Here is a 15,085-nt window from a genome sequence, read left to right as displayed (position 1 = left end):
ACCCTTGTTTACCCGAGTCTCCCTCTCATTGCTTTCCTATTTTGTTTGTGATTCAATTGCTTCTTTTATTTGCTGTACTCCTTTATCAAGTGAAGCTTTAGGTTCAGCCGCATTGTTCCAAATAGCTGTATATGCCACTTCCATTCCACCCCAGACTGTTTGCATTTCAGTAATATTTGGCATCGGAATAGAATATTTTGCCTGCTCTAAGAATGCACTATTTAATTCATTTGACTTAATGGTTTCATTCTCGATCAATCCGTTTGATGCAGGTAGTTGACCTGTAAGTTCATAGCGTTTTAATAGCATTTCATCACTTGTTGCAAATTTAGCAAATAAAGTAGCAGCCTGTGGATATTTACTATAAGCGTTTACATAATAGCCTTTAGTTCCTGTGAAGGTTTGTGGAACCTCACCATTTTCGAGTTTTGGTAATGTTGTTACACCAAAATTAACACCAGCTTCTTCATGACCTTTAACAGCCCACGGACCTGAAAAATAATATAAAAGTTTTCCTTCATTAAAATGTGAAGTAATAACATCACCTGTAATATCTTCTTTTTTCATAGGCAAGATTTCATCACGAATACGTTCCATTAAACTGGCAGCCTTTAGTGAACCTTCTTTATTTAAACCAATTTCACTCGGATCCGTATTGTTGTCACCAAATATAAAGTCACCATATCCCCCAACAAATCCATGAACTAAGTAGAAATTACCTGGTTCGATCATAAATCCATATGATCCTGGATTTTTATCCATAAACGATTTTGATTGTTCGATTAATTCATCCATTGTTTTAGCGGGCTCAAATCCCATTTCTGCTAATAAATCTTTATTATAATAAAGTGCAATTCCTTCGATGTTTAAAGGAAAACCATACATTTTTAATTCTTCTTCATCTTTTGCAGATACAGCTGTAACCGCACTTTCCAAAAAGCGTTCTTTATATTCTTTTGCAAAATAATTATCATAAATAAGACCTGAGGTAACCATTGCCCCGACATGATCATGTGCTGCATTAAATACATCTGCACCTATTCCTGCAGGTCCATCTGTTTTCAACTTTCCAGGGGCTTCAGTATGGGAGACAGTTTCATATTTAACTGGAACGCCATATTCTTCCGTGAATTTTTTGGCAACATATTTTGCCCATTCACCTTCTTCATCTCCGTTATCCCATAAAACAAGTTTAGCTCCTTCTTCAGGTACAATTTCTTCTGTAGTAGTTTCAGTTGTTTTACTTCCCTCAGATGCTTCATTTGAAGTTTCCCCAGCTGTAGGAGCACCCGGCTTATTACATGCTGCCAAAACAAAAATCAATAAAGAAATCATCGATAAAGTGAAAAGCTTTTTCATGTTTCCCCACCCTTTTTTATTAGTTGATTTATCTCAACGTTCGTTTAGGTCGTCTAACACCAAAAATCGAACTGTCGAAAACTAAAAGTAATTCAAACGTTTGCATTAGTGGAGTTTACTATTAAATGATTACCACTTTGATTTATAGTGCGAAAATTTTAATAAAATAAATGTTATTAATCTATAAAGTTGTTAAATATCCAATTACTAGTGCAAACGTTTGTATTTTATTGCATTAATAAATATGATTAAACCTTTTAAACGGATGTCATAACTATAAATATTATCTACTTTCTAAGATATTTAGTAAAAAAAGTCATGTGCAAACGTTTACACTTGTTATGCATTATTCTACTTTGACAGTTTGGGCTTGTCAATATTTTTTGAATATTCATTTTCGCTTTCCGCGTACGGTCCAGGAGCCTCCCGCAGGAGTCTCACATATCCGTTCCACTCAACAAAGTGCAAAAAATCAACAGTTAGCATTAACAGAGCCTTTTTCTAAAAATATGTACTCTATTCCACCTTAGATGACATCCTCACAAATTACAATCACTATTACTGATGTTTCAGCATCGAGATAAGTCGGAATTTTACAATAGTAGTCGTTTTTTTCTCTTTTTATTTTTTTGTATTCCTGTTATAGTTCAATTTGGTTGCAAACGTTTGCGCAATAAAAGGGAATTTGAAAGGGGAATTAATTTGCTGAAAGAAGCTATATACCATAGACCGAAAAATAATTTTGCATACGCTTATGACAATGAGACGTTACATATTCGCCTTCGCTCTAAAAAAGGTGATTTGGTGAAAGTATTTTTAATCCATGGAGATCCTTACCAATGGACAGAGGCAGGTTGGTCTAACGCTCATAAACCAATGTCCCTGGAAGGATCAGATGATTTATTTGATTATTGGTTTGCAGAAATAAAGCCAGAATTCAGACGTTTGCGCTACGGCTTTGAAATTTATTCAGATACTGAAACTGCAGTATATGGTGAAAGAGGTTTTGTAGATAAAGACCCCAGAGATTCTGGATTTTATTTTTGTTTTCCATTTTTAAACTCAGTCGATGTGTTTGAAGCTCCTAACTGGGTAAAAAGTACGGTATGGTATCAAATTTTCCCTGAACGATTTGCAAATGGCAATCCATTATTAAATCCTCAAGGAACACTCCCTTGGGGAAGTGCTGATCCTGAACCTGACACTTATTTTGGCGGTGACTTTGAAGGAATCATTAAAAACATTAATCATTTAGTAAAGCTAGGAATTACAGGCATTTACTTAACTCCCATTTTTAAAGCAAATACAAATCATAAGTATGACACGATTGATTATATGGAAATTGATCCTCAATTTGGGGACAAAGAAACCTTTAAACATCTTATTGAAACTTGCCATAAAAATGGTATTCGCGTTATGTTGGATGCAGTTTTTAATCATAGTGGTTTTTATTTTGAAGCATTTAAGGATGTCCTTGAAAAACAAGAAAAATCTAAATTCAAAGAGTGGTTCCATTTACGAGAATTTCCTGTTAAAGCCTTTCCCGAACCAAATTATGATACTTTCGCATTTACCCACATGATGCCAAAGTTAAATACAGAACACCCCGAAGTAAAACAATATCTTCTTAATGTAGCTAAATATTGGATTGAAGAATTTGATATAGATGGCTGGCGTCTTGATGTTGCAAACGAAGTAGATCACGAGTTTTGGAGAGAGTTTAGAAGAGCAGTAAAAGCTATAAAGTCTGATGTTTATATACTTGGTGAAATATGGCATGACTCAATGCCTTGGCTTCAAGGGGATCAATTTGATGCTGTAATGAACTATCCGTTTACTAATGCATCATTAGAATATTTTGCAAAAGATAAAATTAATGCAGATGAATTTGCTCACCAGCTAACAAAGGTATTAACCTCCTACCCAAAGAATGTAAATGAGGCTGCTTTTAATTTATTAGGAAGTCACGACACTCCAAGAATTTTAACAATTTGTAATGAAGATAAAGAGAAGGTAAAGCTACTTTTCTTGTTCCAACTCTCCTTTATTGGAACACCATGTATTTATTACGGGGATGAAATTGGATTAACCGGAGAAAATGATCCTGGTTGTCGTAAGTGCATGATTTGGAAGGAAGATAAACAGGATCGCGAGCTCTTTACCATTGTTAAAAAATTAATTTCACTTCGAAACAAACATTCTGCATTTGGTAATGATGGAGAATTTACATTTTTAGAAACAAATAATGAAAAAAACTATGTTATCTATTCAAAACAATCAGTTGATGAAACAATCATTATTACGATAAATAACTCAAGTGATCACATTGATGTTAACATTCCATATGATTTTACAAATAAAAAACCTGTCGATCTATGGGACAATGCAATGCTAAAGGAAACATCTAAAATTGAACTTACACCTTATGGATTCTCAATTATTCTAGTGAAAAATTAATTATAAAGCAAAAAGACAGAGTTTCTACTTATCTGTCTTTTTGCTCTCAATTCTAAATCATTTAACTCAATTTTTTACAGGAGTTTCTTTCAATCACCTTATAAGGAATAATAATTCGCTTAGCTGGTTCATCAGGTTGTTTAATTTTTTCAATCAAGCATTTTGCGGATTGTAAACCTAAATTATAAATATTTATATCTACTGAGGTTAGAGGCGGACGTGATACCTCTGATAATAAGAGGTTATTAAAGCTAATGATTGATATATCGTCAGGTACTCTAAGACCCATTTCATCCAATGTATTGAGCATGCCAAATGCCATTAAATCATCTGCTACCACTAAAGCTGTAGGAGGTTCTTTTAGAGATAATAATTCCGAAATAGCCTCTTGCCCACCTTCTCTTAGAAACTCTTCATGAACAATATAATCATTGTTAATTGTTATATCTGCATTTAATAGTGCTGATTCATATCCACGTTTTCGTTCTAAAGTAACCATTAAATTCAAGCAACCAGCAACAAATCCAATTCTTTTGTGCCCAAGCTTCAATAAGTACTTGGTTACTTCTTTGGCAGCACTAAAATTATCATTATCAACATGTGAGATTCCATCACTATTAATATACGGTTTCCCTATTATTGTATATGGGAATTTTTTTTCCTCTAAATAAGACATAACATTGTCGTTGATTCGAGAATAAAGTAAAATAACGCCATCTACCCTACCACTTTGTACCATACGGACAAGACCTTCATATATCTCTTCCTCTGTTTCTCCTGTAGATATATGTAAAGCATATTCCATACTATGTGCAATTTTACTAATTCCACGAATAACTTCAGGGAAAAATGGATTTTGAAATACCTTATCTGTTGAATTAGGCATTACTAAACCAATTGTTTGAGTCGATCTATTTGCTAGACTTCTTGCTTTAAAGTTTGGAAAATATCCAAGTTCCTCCATTGCCTTACGAACTTTCCTTTTTGTCTTTTCACTTATTCTTGGGCTGTTGGAAATGACCCTTGAAACTGTTGAAGGTGTAACGTTTGCTACTTTTGCCACATCTTTTATTGTAACCGCCAACGCACTCAACCCCCTTTCCTAGAAATCGATTAGTCCTTATTGTTCATATTCTCCATTATATAAGTTTAATAGGCATTACAACAAGTTCAAATCGATTATCTGTATGTGGAATGGCACATACCAGATGTACTAGAAAAAAGTTCCCTAACAATCAGCTATCCCTCATATTTATAATAAATATCCTTTTATTTATGATTTGATATCCATCTTCTACATCATTAAAAGGGATTATCCGAATATTTCTTTTTCGAGTCGTTTGCCTGTAGGTGTTGCAGCTAGGCCGCCTTCTGCTGTTTCTCTTAGGGCAGATGGCATGGATTGTCCAATTAAATACATTGCATTGATGACTTCATCACAAGGGATTTTACTTTTAATGCCCGCTAATGCCATATCGGCTGCAGTCATTGCGTTTGAGGCACCCATTGCATTACGTTTGACACATGGCACCTCAACTAAACCAGCAACAGGGTCACATACTAGACCGAGCATGTTTTTCAGTGTAATGGCCATTGCTTCTGCAGATTGTGCAGGTGTTCCACCAGCAAGTTCAACGATTGCAGCAGCTGCCATTCCACTTGCCGAACCCACTTCAGCCTGACAGCCACCAGCTGCACCTGAGATGGAAGCATTATTTGCTACGACAAATCCGAATGCTGCCGATGTAAACAAGAATTCAATCATTTCCATACGAGTTGGGTTTAACTTTTCCTTCACAGCGAATAATGTGCCTGGTACCACTCCTGCTGAGCCAGCTGTAGGTGTTGCACAGATCGTTCCCATCGCAGCGTTAACCTCGTTCGTTGCTACCGCCTTGCTTACTGCATCTAACAAAATAGTTCCAGTTAAAGATTTCCCACTTTTTATATAATTTTGCAATAATACAGCATCTCCACCTGTAAGTCCTGAGAAAGATTGGACACCTTTTAGACCTCGTTCAATCGCCTGCTCCATGACAGTTAGATTTCGATCCATTTTTTCTATTATTTCTTCTCTAGTAAGACCCGTAACCTCGATTTCTTGTTGGATCATCACTTCTGCTATTTTCACTTGTTTGCTTTCAGCAAGCGCGACAAGCTCTGCTACGTTTCTAAACATACTAAACCTCCCTGTTCCCCATAATTACTCGACCATTCTGATTGTCTGAGTAATATTGGGTAAACTCTCAATTTCCTGAATAACGATGTCTTCAATTTTTTGATCAACTTCGATCACCATCATTGCCATATTGCCTTTTTCTTTCCGAGATACTTCCATATGTCCAATATTTAATTGATACTTTGCTAAAATATTTGTCACACCTGAAATTACACCATATCGATCTTGATGAACGACGAGTATGGCTGGATATTCTCCTGACAATTTAAGCTTAAAGGAATTTAATTCAGTTATTTCAATCGTTCCACCACCGATCGAAATGCCTACGACATCGAGTTCTTTTTCATCATTAAACAAGCGAATTCTGACTGTATTTGGATGGTCAGTCACTAGATTTTCAACAATAAACTCGATTTCGATTCCTGCTTGTTCCGCTAATTGGATAGACTGTGGAATTCGTTCATCAAAAGTATCAAAATCCAGTAATCCACCAACGATAGCTACATCTGTTCCATGGCCTTTATAGGTTTTCGCAAACGATCCATATAAAGAAATTACTGCTTTTTTCGGTTCTTTTCCGAATAATGTTCTTGCAACACGACCAATCCGAGCTGCCCCAGCTGTATGTGAACTTGAAGGGCCAATCATAACAGGACCGATAATATCAAAAGCTGATCTATATTTCATTTCTTTATCACCCTTTTGTAATTTATGCTACCTCTCGTACAGGTTGTGATTCTTCTTTAGTCAATTCAGCCAATGTACGAATCTTAAAGTTTTTGAAAATAATTGAACCAAGGAATCCGCTAAGCGCACCAACCGTTGCACAAATTAATGCAGTTATGGTTACTTTTAAAGGATCATTAAATCCGTACATAACTGCTAGTCCAGCAATCGGAGTTGCCGTCCCTGGTGCATTGTTAATTAATCCAGCTAACGCAACAACGATACCTGCAGCTGCACCACCGATGAAATTTGTCACATAAATCGGGATTGGATTTGCAGAAATGATATTCGCCTGTGTTAAAGGTTCAATCGCTACAGAAATCGTCGTTCTTCTATTTCCAAATTTCAAACGATCAAATAAAACATAATTCATAAATGAAGAACCGAATACTGCCAATGCCCCAATTGCCATTGGTAGGCCTGTTAATCCGAGCATTGCAGTTAATGCCATTGAGCTTAAAGGTGCTGTTGCTACAACTGTGATAACTCCGCCTAAAATAATCCCCATTAAAATTGGATTACTATTTGCTGTCTCTGCAATAATTCCTCCGATATTAAGCAAGGTCGCATCTACAACAGGACTCATATACTTAGCAATTAAACGAACAAGTGGTGCTGCAACAAGTATCGTTACAATAAGATCTAATCCGGCTGGCATTTTCTTTTCAATAATTTTCACTAGGAAGGCTACGAGATAGCCTGCAATAAAACCAGGTAATAATCCCATTCCTGCACAAGAAACGCCAAGTAATAAAGCATACACAGGAGAAACACCCAAAGCAAGCGCAACAAGTGCTGCTGCAGCTACACCTCCCATACCGCCAGCAGCAGTTCCTACCTCACCAAGAAATTCAATTCCTAATAAATCTCCACCTACATATAATTGAAATGCTTCGACTAAAAATGCTGCAACCGCTGCATTTGCAAGTGCTCCCATCGCTTTCATACCTTTAGGAGCTTTGTAGCTGAATAATGTAAAAAAAGCTAAAACAAGCAATAATAAAACAGTTCCTTTTAAAATTTCCATGTGTCTCTCTCCTCTATATTGTATTCTTGCAATCTATATTTTTTTAGTGAATACGCTTATTTAAGGATTAAATTTTTAAGCCTTTTCAGCTTCTCCAAGTTGATAGTCATTGATCATTCTTATTTTTTGAAGATAATTGTAGACTGTAAACTTTGATACACCTAGGGCGTGTGCAACATATTCCGTGGCACCTTTAATCAAGAACGTCCCTTTTTTGTCAAGAATCCGGACACAATCAACTTTTTCATCGATCGTCATACTCGATGGAGCCTTTTTAAAGCCAAGCAGAACTTCATCTACCATGCCATGAATGACATCTTGAACGGTAGAAAAGAAACTTTCTGTTGTTGTCTCATTAGTGTCAAAATGAATAAATTCCTCAATTTCACCACCGAACTGGACAAAAAGGCTAATATCGTAGTTAATACAGAGAGCACCAATCGGCTTTTCCTCATGATCCCGTAAGAAAACGGTTGACGACTTCATAATCTGACCTTTTGTTGTCTGGGTTTTATAATTAGGAATATCCTTGATTACCTCTTCTGGTTTCGCTAATTCCTTTAGGACTAAATCGGTTATCGGTGACCCAATCTTTCTTCCAGTCACATTACCCGCTAAATAAATGAGTGATTTTTTTAAATCCTTAAAATCGTGAACAGCCACTTCACATCTTGTACCATACATTTTCACTAGCATATCAGCTGTCCGAATTGCCAGATCAAATATTGGTTTATTATGATCACTCAAACTCAAACACTCCTTTACTATGTAATCGCTTTCAGAAAGAATAAAAAATAAAAGGAAAGAAAAGCTATCTACCTCTTATGCACAAAAGTATCTTAACATAATAAATGCATGATTAAAATAAAATTTTAACAGCTATTAAAAATTTGTAAAATTCAATTAAAACAGCAATAATAATCTAAATTTTCATAACAAATAAACTATTTAACGCTATGTTACTTTTCCCTATTACACCAATGTTAATTAACATTACTTTTCTAAAAAAACAATCAACCTTTTTCACAATATTTATTTCACTATTTAACTAGTTCCTCTTTCCCTTCATTAGCACCTAAATTTTCATTCGTCGCTTCTTAATTGGATTGTTTATTGAAACTAGCCTTTAGCATCAAATAAAAAAACAGCCTAAAATCATTGAGATTTTAGACTACTTATATAAGTTTTAAGCATGTACCTACTTAGATCACTTCGTTTTTTCTCTGCAAATATCGATACAATATAACACTCGCTACCGAACAAAGCAGCGCACATAATCCGATAAAAAGAAACCCTGCTTGAAATCCACGTGTTAAGCCGATTTCCGCACCATGGAGGCTACTGAACCATTCCTTGAAAAAGTCGATTATCGCTCCGATCAAAAAATTACCTATTACAACCGCAATTCCCATTAAGGTAACTGTAAATGAAATCGCAGCATCAATTCCATTTGGGTAGCGCTTTGCTAATAACGCCATGACTGTTGGGTAGATCGGCGCAATACCAATACCAGCGAGAGCAAATAACCATACTCCAGACGATCCAATCAAAGTGGCAAGAATCGTAGCAATTCCTGCAATCGCAGAAAAAATGATGAGTGATGTCATAAAACCAATTTTATCTGTAATCACTCCTAATAAAAGTCTCCCTAGCATAAAGCAAAGAAAAAATACAGATAACATTGCTGACGAAGCAGTTGAGCTCCAATGATAGGATTTTTCCAAGAAATTAACAAGCCAACCTGCCATCGATAACTCTGCAATAACCCCTAAAGAAAGGATGATAATAATGAACCAAGCAGCAGGATCCTTAATATACACTTTTAACGGAATCCTTTCTTCTACTGTCGCGTTATTCTCTGGGAATTTACTGAAAATAGTCGGGATCATCGGAATAAGACATAAGGAGAGCATAAGGACATACATCCCACGCCACCCTAATTCATCTCCAAAAACATGCATCCCCATTAATCCAGTTGCCATAATTGGGGCAACAGTGGAGCTTAATCCATAAAAGAAATGTGATAGATTCATCATAAATCCTGTATTCTTCGTAAAAACACGCGCTGCTAAGATCGCTAACGCAATTTCAAGCATCCCATTCCCTATATACATAAAGAAATAGGAAAGCGAAAACGTAAAATAATGACTAGAATAATAAATAAATAGTCCAGCTGCTGCCATAGAACCAAACGCCAAAAGACTAGATAGTTTTATCCCATACCTTGATGTTAATACCCCAGTAAAACTACAAGCGAGTAAAAACCCAAGAGAATTAAAGGCTAAAAGCATACCAATCTGTAATTCATCAATTGCAAAATCAGTCTGTATACGCGGAATTGCAGGACCCTTAATATTCTCTGAGAATCCGAAAACTAAATAACCGATAAAGATTACAAGAAAAGGAAGTGGTATGTACTTTTTCTTAGGACGAACTTGTTGTACTGTTTCAATATTCATTTTATGTAGACCTACCTATTAGATGTTTTTTGTAAGCAATGTCATTATTCTGTGATACAATACGCTGATGTTTAAGTAAACGCATTTTTCTCATCCCTTCATCCAATTTCTTACTATTTAATAGTATACTAGGAATCCTTGAAATTTGCTGAAGAAAATGACCGTTTAAAAAACGGGGACAGTCCCCCACTGTTTTAAAGCTTTAAAGTGGTGAGGGACTGTCCCCAAAATTTATTAAACTTCTACTTTACTATTCACAAACTGTGGTAACCATTCACCATGTGCTTCGATTAGTTCGTCACACATTGCGATGATGTCGTCCATTGATAGTTCTGCGCTTGTGTGTGGATCTAACATTGCAGCTTGGTATACATGCTCTCGTTTTCCTGTAATCGCTGCTTCGATGGTTAATAGCTGTGTATTGATATTTGTTCTATTTAGAGCTGCTAATTGCTCTGGTAGATCGCCAATGTAAGTTGGCATAATCCCGTTACGATCAACGACACACGGTACCTCGACAACCGCATTTTCTGGTAGATTACTAATTAAGCGACCTGTATTTAAGAGATTTCCGCCAAATTTAAATGGAACATTTGTTTCCATTGCCTCGATAATGCGTGAACCATATTCATGTGAACGAGTATGGGTTAATTGACTGTTGTTAACCATTTCTTCACGCATCGTTTCCCATCTCTCAATTTGAGAAACACAGCGACGTGGGTATTCATCAAGCGGAATATTGAATCTTTCAATTAACTCTGGATAGTTTTTCTTGATGAAATATGGATGGTATTCTGCATTATGCTCAGATGACTCTGTGATATAGTAACCGAACTTATCCATTAATTCGTATCGTACCATATCATCATGCTTTGTTTTTTGTTTTTCCTTTGCCCGGCGTTTGATTTCTGGATAGAGATCCTTTCCGTCTCGTTTCACCTCTAATAACCACGCCATATGATTAATTCCAGCGATTCGTTCTTCAATTCCTACATGGTCCATTTCTAAATCTCTAAACAAATGCTCTGTACAAATTTGAACACTATGGCATAAGCCAATTGTTTTCACATTTGTATAGCGGAGCATAGCTCCAGTAAGAGCCGCCATCGGATTTGTGTAATTTAAGAATAAAGCATCTGGGCAAACCTCTTCGATATCCTTTGCAAAATCCAACATAACTGGGATTGTACGAAGCGCTCTAAAAATCCCGCCAATTCCCGTTGTGTCTGCAATTGTTTGCTGTAAGCCGTATTTTTTAGGAATTTCAAAATCAATTACTGTACTTGGCTTATAGCCACCAACCTGAATTGCATTGATCACATATTTCGCTTCGCGTAACGCTTCTTTACGATCAGAGTAGGATTTAATCGTGATGTTGCAGTTGTAATTATTTTTTAAATTATTCAACATATTTTCTGAATCCTTTAAACGCTGCTCATCGATATCGAAAAGAGCAAATTCAAACCCCGCTAATGCAGGAACAAACATACAATCTCCTAATACATTTTTTGCAAAAACTGTGCTACCCGCTCCGATAAAAGTGATTTTTGACATTCGTTTTCTCCCTTTCTACAAAAACATTTTTTAGTTTAATCTACTACACGATAATCTTTACAAAACAAATACTATAAGTAATAGCACGTTTACCCTTTCACAGATCCTGCTGATAAACCTGCAATAAAGTACTTTTGTAAGAATAAGAACAAGACAGTCATTGGTAGCATTGCTAAGATGGAAGCAGCCGCCACGAGATTTAGGTTGTTTTGATTTGTCCCAAAGAAACTAGCTAGTGAGACAGTGATCGTATGCATCGATTTATCCTGCAAGAAGAAAATCGCAAATTGGTAATCATTCCAAATGTATACACAGGAAATGATTAAAATTGAAGCTGTGACAGGCTTTAGCAATGGAAACACAATGCGAAAAAAGGTTCCTATTGTACTAGCACCATCGATTTTCGCTGCTTCTTCCAACTCTTTCGGAATTGTAGAGCGAATAAATCCTGCATATAAGAAGATGGTCAAAGGCATATATGCAGCAACATTATTTAATACCGCTACATCATATGTGTTCATCATGCCAATATTAACAACCAATTTGTACAATGGTACTAAAGCTGTTAACGGAGGGATGATCATGATGGCAATAAACACGAAATAAAAGAATTTGTTTAAAGTTGTTTGACGACGTGCCATTGGATATGCAGCCAATGAGCCAAAAAAGATTAATAGAATTGCTGAGAATACCGTGATGACAGTAGTATTAAAAAAGGATGATCCTAAATTAGCCATTTCCCATGCATCACTAAAGTTTCCAAAGGTAATCTTCTCTGGAAAAACCCATTTCGAGCTAAAATCACCCTTCGTTTTTAACGCAGTTGTAACCAAAATATAGAACGGTATAATATGAAACAATAAGATAAGCATTGAGACACCAGTGAATAAACTTTTATTCCTTTTATTGAGACCTTCCATTATGCTTCAACCTCCTTCCGTTTAAAGTAAACGAGAGCAGATAAGCTTAAAATAAGGATAATGATTGCCATAAATACACCTTGTGTTGCAGCGTATCCGGCATCCTGTCTTTTAAAATAGAGATCATACATAAACGTAGACATTGATTGTGACGCATTTCCTGGTCCTCCACCTGTTAATGCAACAATAACATCAAATAATTTCAAGCCTCCAATAATATTGATTACCATATTGATTGTGATTGATGGCATTAATAATGGGATTGTAATATTTTTAAATTGTTGCAATGCTGTGGCCCCATCAATTTGTGCGGCTTCATAATAATCCTTTGAAATACTTTGTAAGCCAGCTAAATAGATAATCATCGCAACCCCTACGTATTGGTACGTATTAACGAAGACAATAATCCACGTATTTAACTCAGGATTTCCTAATGCATTGATTTTTTCAAATCCAAAAAATTGCAACGCATCATTAAGTGCTCCACCTTGGAAAGCGAAGAAGAAGTACCAAATGTACCCCATAATCAATGGGCTAATAATAACCGGCAAATAAATGACAGTACGTGTAATAGCTTTAAATTTAATGCTTTGATTTAAAAGCAAGGCGTATAGTAAACCAATAACATTTTGAAGAATTGTACTACCGATTCCGTAAAGCAATGTATTCTTCACAACAAGCCATGTTGTTGGATCAGAAAACAGTCTTTTGTATTGCTCGATGCCAACCCAATCATAATCTTGTGAAAAGCCATTCCAGTTCGTAAAGGATAATTGAACTCCATTGAAAAACGGATAGACAATAAACAGAAAAACGATAACTAAACTTGGTAGGTACATCCACCAAAGGGATGATTGATTATTACCTTTTAGCTTCTTTATTTTCTTCGATACTGAGTGCTCAGTTTTTGTGGCTAGTTCGCTCATATTTCCACTCCTCATATAGACCATATGAAGTTATTTTAAGGAGAGGAGCAGAAACGATTATCTGCTCCCTTTATAAAATAACCTCAGTCTTTCAACGAAGTTACTGACTTCTTAAACGGTTATACTCTTCTTCCATTTTCTTCGAAAGCTGTTCAGGTGTTAAGCTACCTGCAAGTAATTCCTGACCCGTTGTCGCCATAACATCCCACATACCACTCGGTAAATACACACGGTCAAAATATGGTTGAACTTTAATATCCTCGTATTCTTTGTAGTACTCAGAGAAATAGTTTTCAGCCTCAACATTTGTTAATGCATCTGGTGCAGAAGTTCCTTCTGCCATTATTTTTATGTTTTCAGGTTGAGCCATGAAATCTATAAAACGTTTTGCTTCTTCTGGGTGTTTTGTATCCTTCCAAAGCGCGATAGTATGACGTTCTCCACCAATCCAGCTTTGTTTATCTCCTTCATGAATCGCCGGAACAGGCATTGTCCCTATCTTTGCATCAGGGTTTAATTCTGTCGCATCTGGTCCAAGTGAACCAGCTACAAATGTGAAAGCAATTTTATCTTGTGCAATTAACTCTGTTGCTTGCTGCAGCTTTGCTGTTAACACATCTTCATTGATCAAGCCTTTGTCTTGAATTTCCTTCATTTTTTCAGCCAGAGGTGTATAAAGTGTCCAGTCAAACGATCCATCCACCAACTGATCTCCATGACTATTTTCAGCATCTGTAATTACTAAAGGTGTTGCTAATTCGTCAAAGATTTGAGCGATTGTCCAGTTATCACCACCAGGAATCCATAAAGGCGTTACTTCACCATTGCTTTTTTCTTTAACAGTTTCTAAAGCTGCCACGAACTCGTCTAATGTTGTTGGCGGTTTGATTCCATACTCTTCAAGCACATTTACATTGTAGCTAATCCCATCTTTTGCTTGGTTAATTGGGAAAGCATATACTTTTCCAGTTTCATCTTTAAGTATTTGGTCTAACGCTGGATCAAGGTTCTTCACCCAATCCATATCCTTTTGGTCAGCTACATATTCTCCATAGCGAAGCTGTGACCAGCCATGTGTATCAAATAAATCTGGCATATCATTCGCTGCCATTTTGACACGGAGCATATCCTCATAGCCTCCGCCAGGTAGGTTTAAATCAATCTTTATATTAGGATTTTCTTCTTCAAACTTTGCAACAACACTTTCCATTGCCTTTTTCTCGCCTTCATTAGACATGGATGAGAAAAAGGACAAGGTTACCTGACCATTTTCAGATGCTTCATTTGAATCAGATTCATTTGATGCACTTTCATTTGACCCCGCTCTGGAGCAACCAGCGACCAAAACAGTGAAAGCGATAACAAATATAAACATACTTAATAACTTCTTCATTTTCTTCCCCCACATTCAATTTAAATGATGAATGAACTAAAATTCCCCTTGTTGTAGCAAAAGCAATGATGTAAGTAAAAAAAGC

The 15,085-nt window shown here is 36.2% G+C and carries 12 protein-coding genes; 1 reads left to right on the top strand and 11 read right to left on the bottom strand.

Annotated elements, in window-relative coordinates; translation table 11 throughout:
• Positions 1-36: 36 nt before the first annotated feature.
• Positions 37-1,359, bottom strand: coding sequence for a sugar ABC transporter substrate-binding protein (locus tag I7822_RS12475; RefSeq protein ID WP_207978551.1), 1,323 nt, complete (start codon positions 1,357-1,359; stop codon positions 37-39).
• A gap of 702 nt (positions 1,360-2,061) precedes the next feature.
• On the opposite strand from I7822_RS12475, the gene I7822_RS12470 reads away from it, so the two are divergent.
• A complete protein-coding gene (locus tag I7822_RS12470; RefSeq protein WP_207978550.1) occupies positions 2,062-3,816 on the top strand; it encodes an alpha-glycosidase in 1,755 nt (584 codons plus the stop codon).
• Positions 3,817-3,877: 61 nt separating this feature from the next.
• Here the strand turns inward: I7822_RS12470 and I7822_RS12465 are convergent, their stop codons facing one another.
• From I7822_RS12465 to I7822_RS12420, 10 genes are all read right to left on the bottom strand, one after another.
• Positions 3,878-4,900: a LacI family DNA-binding transcriptional regulator gene (locus I7822_RS12465; protein WP_207978549.1), complete on the bottom strand. Its 1,023-nt coding sequence runs from the start codon at positions 4,898-4,900 to the stop codon at positions 3,878-3,880.
• A 228-nt stretch (positions 4,901-5,128) separates the two neighbouring features.
• Positions 5,129-5,995, bottom strand: a complete 867-nt coding sequence (sdaAA, locus tag I7822_RS12460) for an L-serine ammonia-lyase, iron-sulfur-dependent, subunit alpha (protein ID WP_207978548.1) — start codon at positions 5,993-5,995, stop codon at positions 5,129-5,131.
• Between the two features lie 24 nt (positions 5,996-6,019).
• Positions 6,020-6,682 (bottom strand): L-serine ammonia-lyase, iron-sulfur-dependent subunit beta, encoded by a 663-nt coding sequence (sdaAB, locus tag I7822_RS12455; protein WP_207978546.1) that lies wholly within the window; start codon positions 6,680-6,682, stop codon positions 6,020-6,022.
• Positions 6,683-6,704: 22 nt separating this feature from the next.
• On the bottom strand, positions 6,705-7,748 hold the full coding sequence (locus tag I7822_RS12450) for a PTS sugar transporter subunit IIC (protein ID WP_207978545.1): 1,044 nt from the start codon (positions 7,746-7,748) through the stop codon (positions 6,705-6,707).
• Between the two features lie 75 nt (positions 7,749-7,823).
• Complete coding sequence (locus tag I7822_RS12445) at positions 7,824-8,495, bottom strand: helix-turn-helix transcriptional regulator (protein WP_243459436.1); 672 nt, start codon at positions 8,493-8,495, stop codon at positions 7,824-7,826.
• A gap of 455 nt (positions 8,496-8,950) precedes the next feature.
• Positions 8,951-10,207 carry an MFS transporter gene (locus tag I7822_RS12440; protein ID WP_207978544.1) on the bottom strand — a complete coding sequence of 419 codons (1,257 nt, stop codon included), beginning with the start codon at positions 10,205-10,207 and terminating at the stop codon, positions 8,951-8,953.
• Positions 10,208-10,441: 234 nt separating this feature from the next.
• Positions 10,442-11,761: an alpha-glucosidase/alpha-galactosidase gene (locus I7822_RS12435; RefSeq protein WP_207978543.1), complete on the bottom strand. Its 1,320-nt coding sequence runs from the start codon at positions 11,759-11,761 to the stop codon at positions 10,442-10,444.
• An 89-nt stretch (positions 11,762-11,850) separates the two neighbouring features.
• Complete coding sequence (locus I7822_RS12430; RefSeq protein ID WP_207978542.1) at positions 11,851-12,681, bottom strand: carbohydrate ABC transporter permease; 831 nt, start codon at positions 12,679-12,681, stop codon at positions 11,851-11,853.
• Positions 12,681-13,607 (bottom strand): carbohydrate ABC transporter permease, encoded by a 927-nt coding sequence (locus tag I7822_RS12425; RefSeq protein ID WP_207978541.1) that lies wholly within the window; start codon positions 13,605-13,607, stop codon positions 12,681-12,683. Before I7822_RS12425 ends, I7822_RS12430 begins: the two co-directional genes overlap by 1 nt.
• Before the next feature lie 100 nt (positions 13,608-13,707).
• A complete protein-coding gene (locus I7822_RS12420) occupies positions 13,708-15,000 on the bottom strand; it encodes an ABC transporter substrate-binding protein (protein ID WP_207978540.1) in 1,293 nt (430 codons plus the stop codon).
• Positions 15,001-15,085 lie beyond the last annotated feature (85 nt).

The organism is Metabacillus bambusae, from assembly GCF_017497975.1.
Taxonomy (GTDB): domain Bacteria; phylum Bacillota; class Bacilli; order Bacillales; family Bacillaceae; genus Metabacillus; species Metabacillus bambusae.
Note: the sequence above shows the minus strand (reverse complement) of the source record. Positions and strands in the feature narration are given on the sequence as shown.

Bases quoted from the DNA above. Each gene is read 5' to 3' on its own strand.
- I7822_RS12475 (WP_207978551.1), bottom strand. From the start codon at position 1,359: ATGAAAAAGCTTTTCACTTTATCGATGATTTCTTTATTGATTTTTGTT.
- sdaAA (WP_207978548.1), bottom strand. From the start codon at position 5,995: ATGTTTAGAAACGTAGCAGAGCTTGTCGCGCTTGCTGAAAGCAAACAA.
- sdaAB (WP_207978546.1), bottom strand. From the start codon at position 6,682: ATGAAATATAGATCAGCTTTTGATATTATCGGTCCTGTTATGATTGGC.
- I7822_RS12450 (WP_207978545.1), bottom strand. From the start codon at position 7,748: ATGGAAATTTTAAAAGGAACTGTTTTATTATTGCTTGTTTTAGCTTTT.
- I7822_RS12440 (WP_207978544.1), bottom strand. From the start codon at position 10,207: ATGAATATTGAAACAGTACAACAAGTTCGTCCTAAGAAAAAGTACATA.
- I7822_RS12435 (WP_207978543.1), bottom strand. From the start codon at position 11,761: ATGTCAAAAATCACTTTTATCGGAGCGGGTAGCACAGTTTTTGCAAAA.
- I7822_RS12430 (WP_207978542.1), bottom strand. From the start codon at position 12,681: ATGGAAGGTCTCAATAAAAGGAATAAAAGTTTATTCACTGGTGTCTCA.
- I7822_RS12425 (WP_207978541.1), bottom strand. From the start codon at position 13,607: ATGAGCGAACTAGCCACAAAAACTGAGCACTCAGTATCGAAGAAAATA.
- I7822_RS12420 (WP_207978540.1), bottom strand. From the start codon at position 15,000: ATGAAGAAGTTATTAAGTATGTTTATATTTGTTATCGCTTTCACTGTT.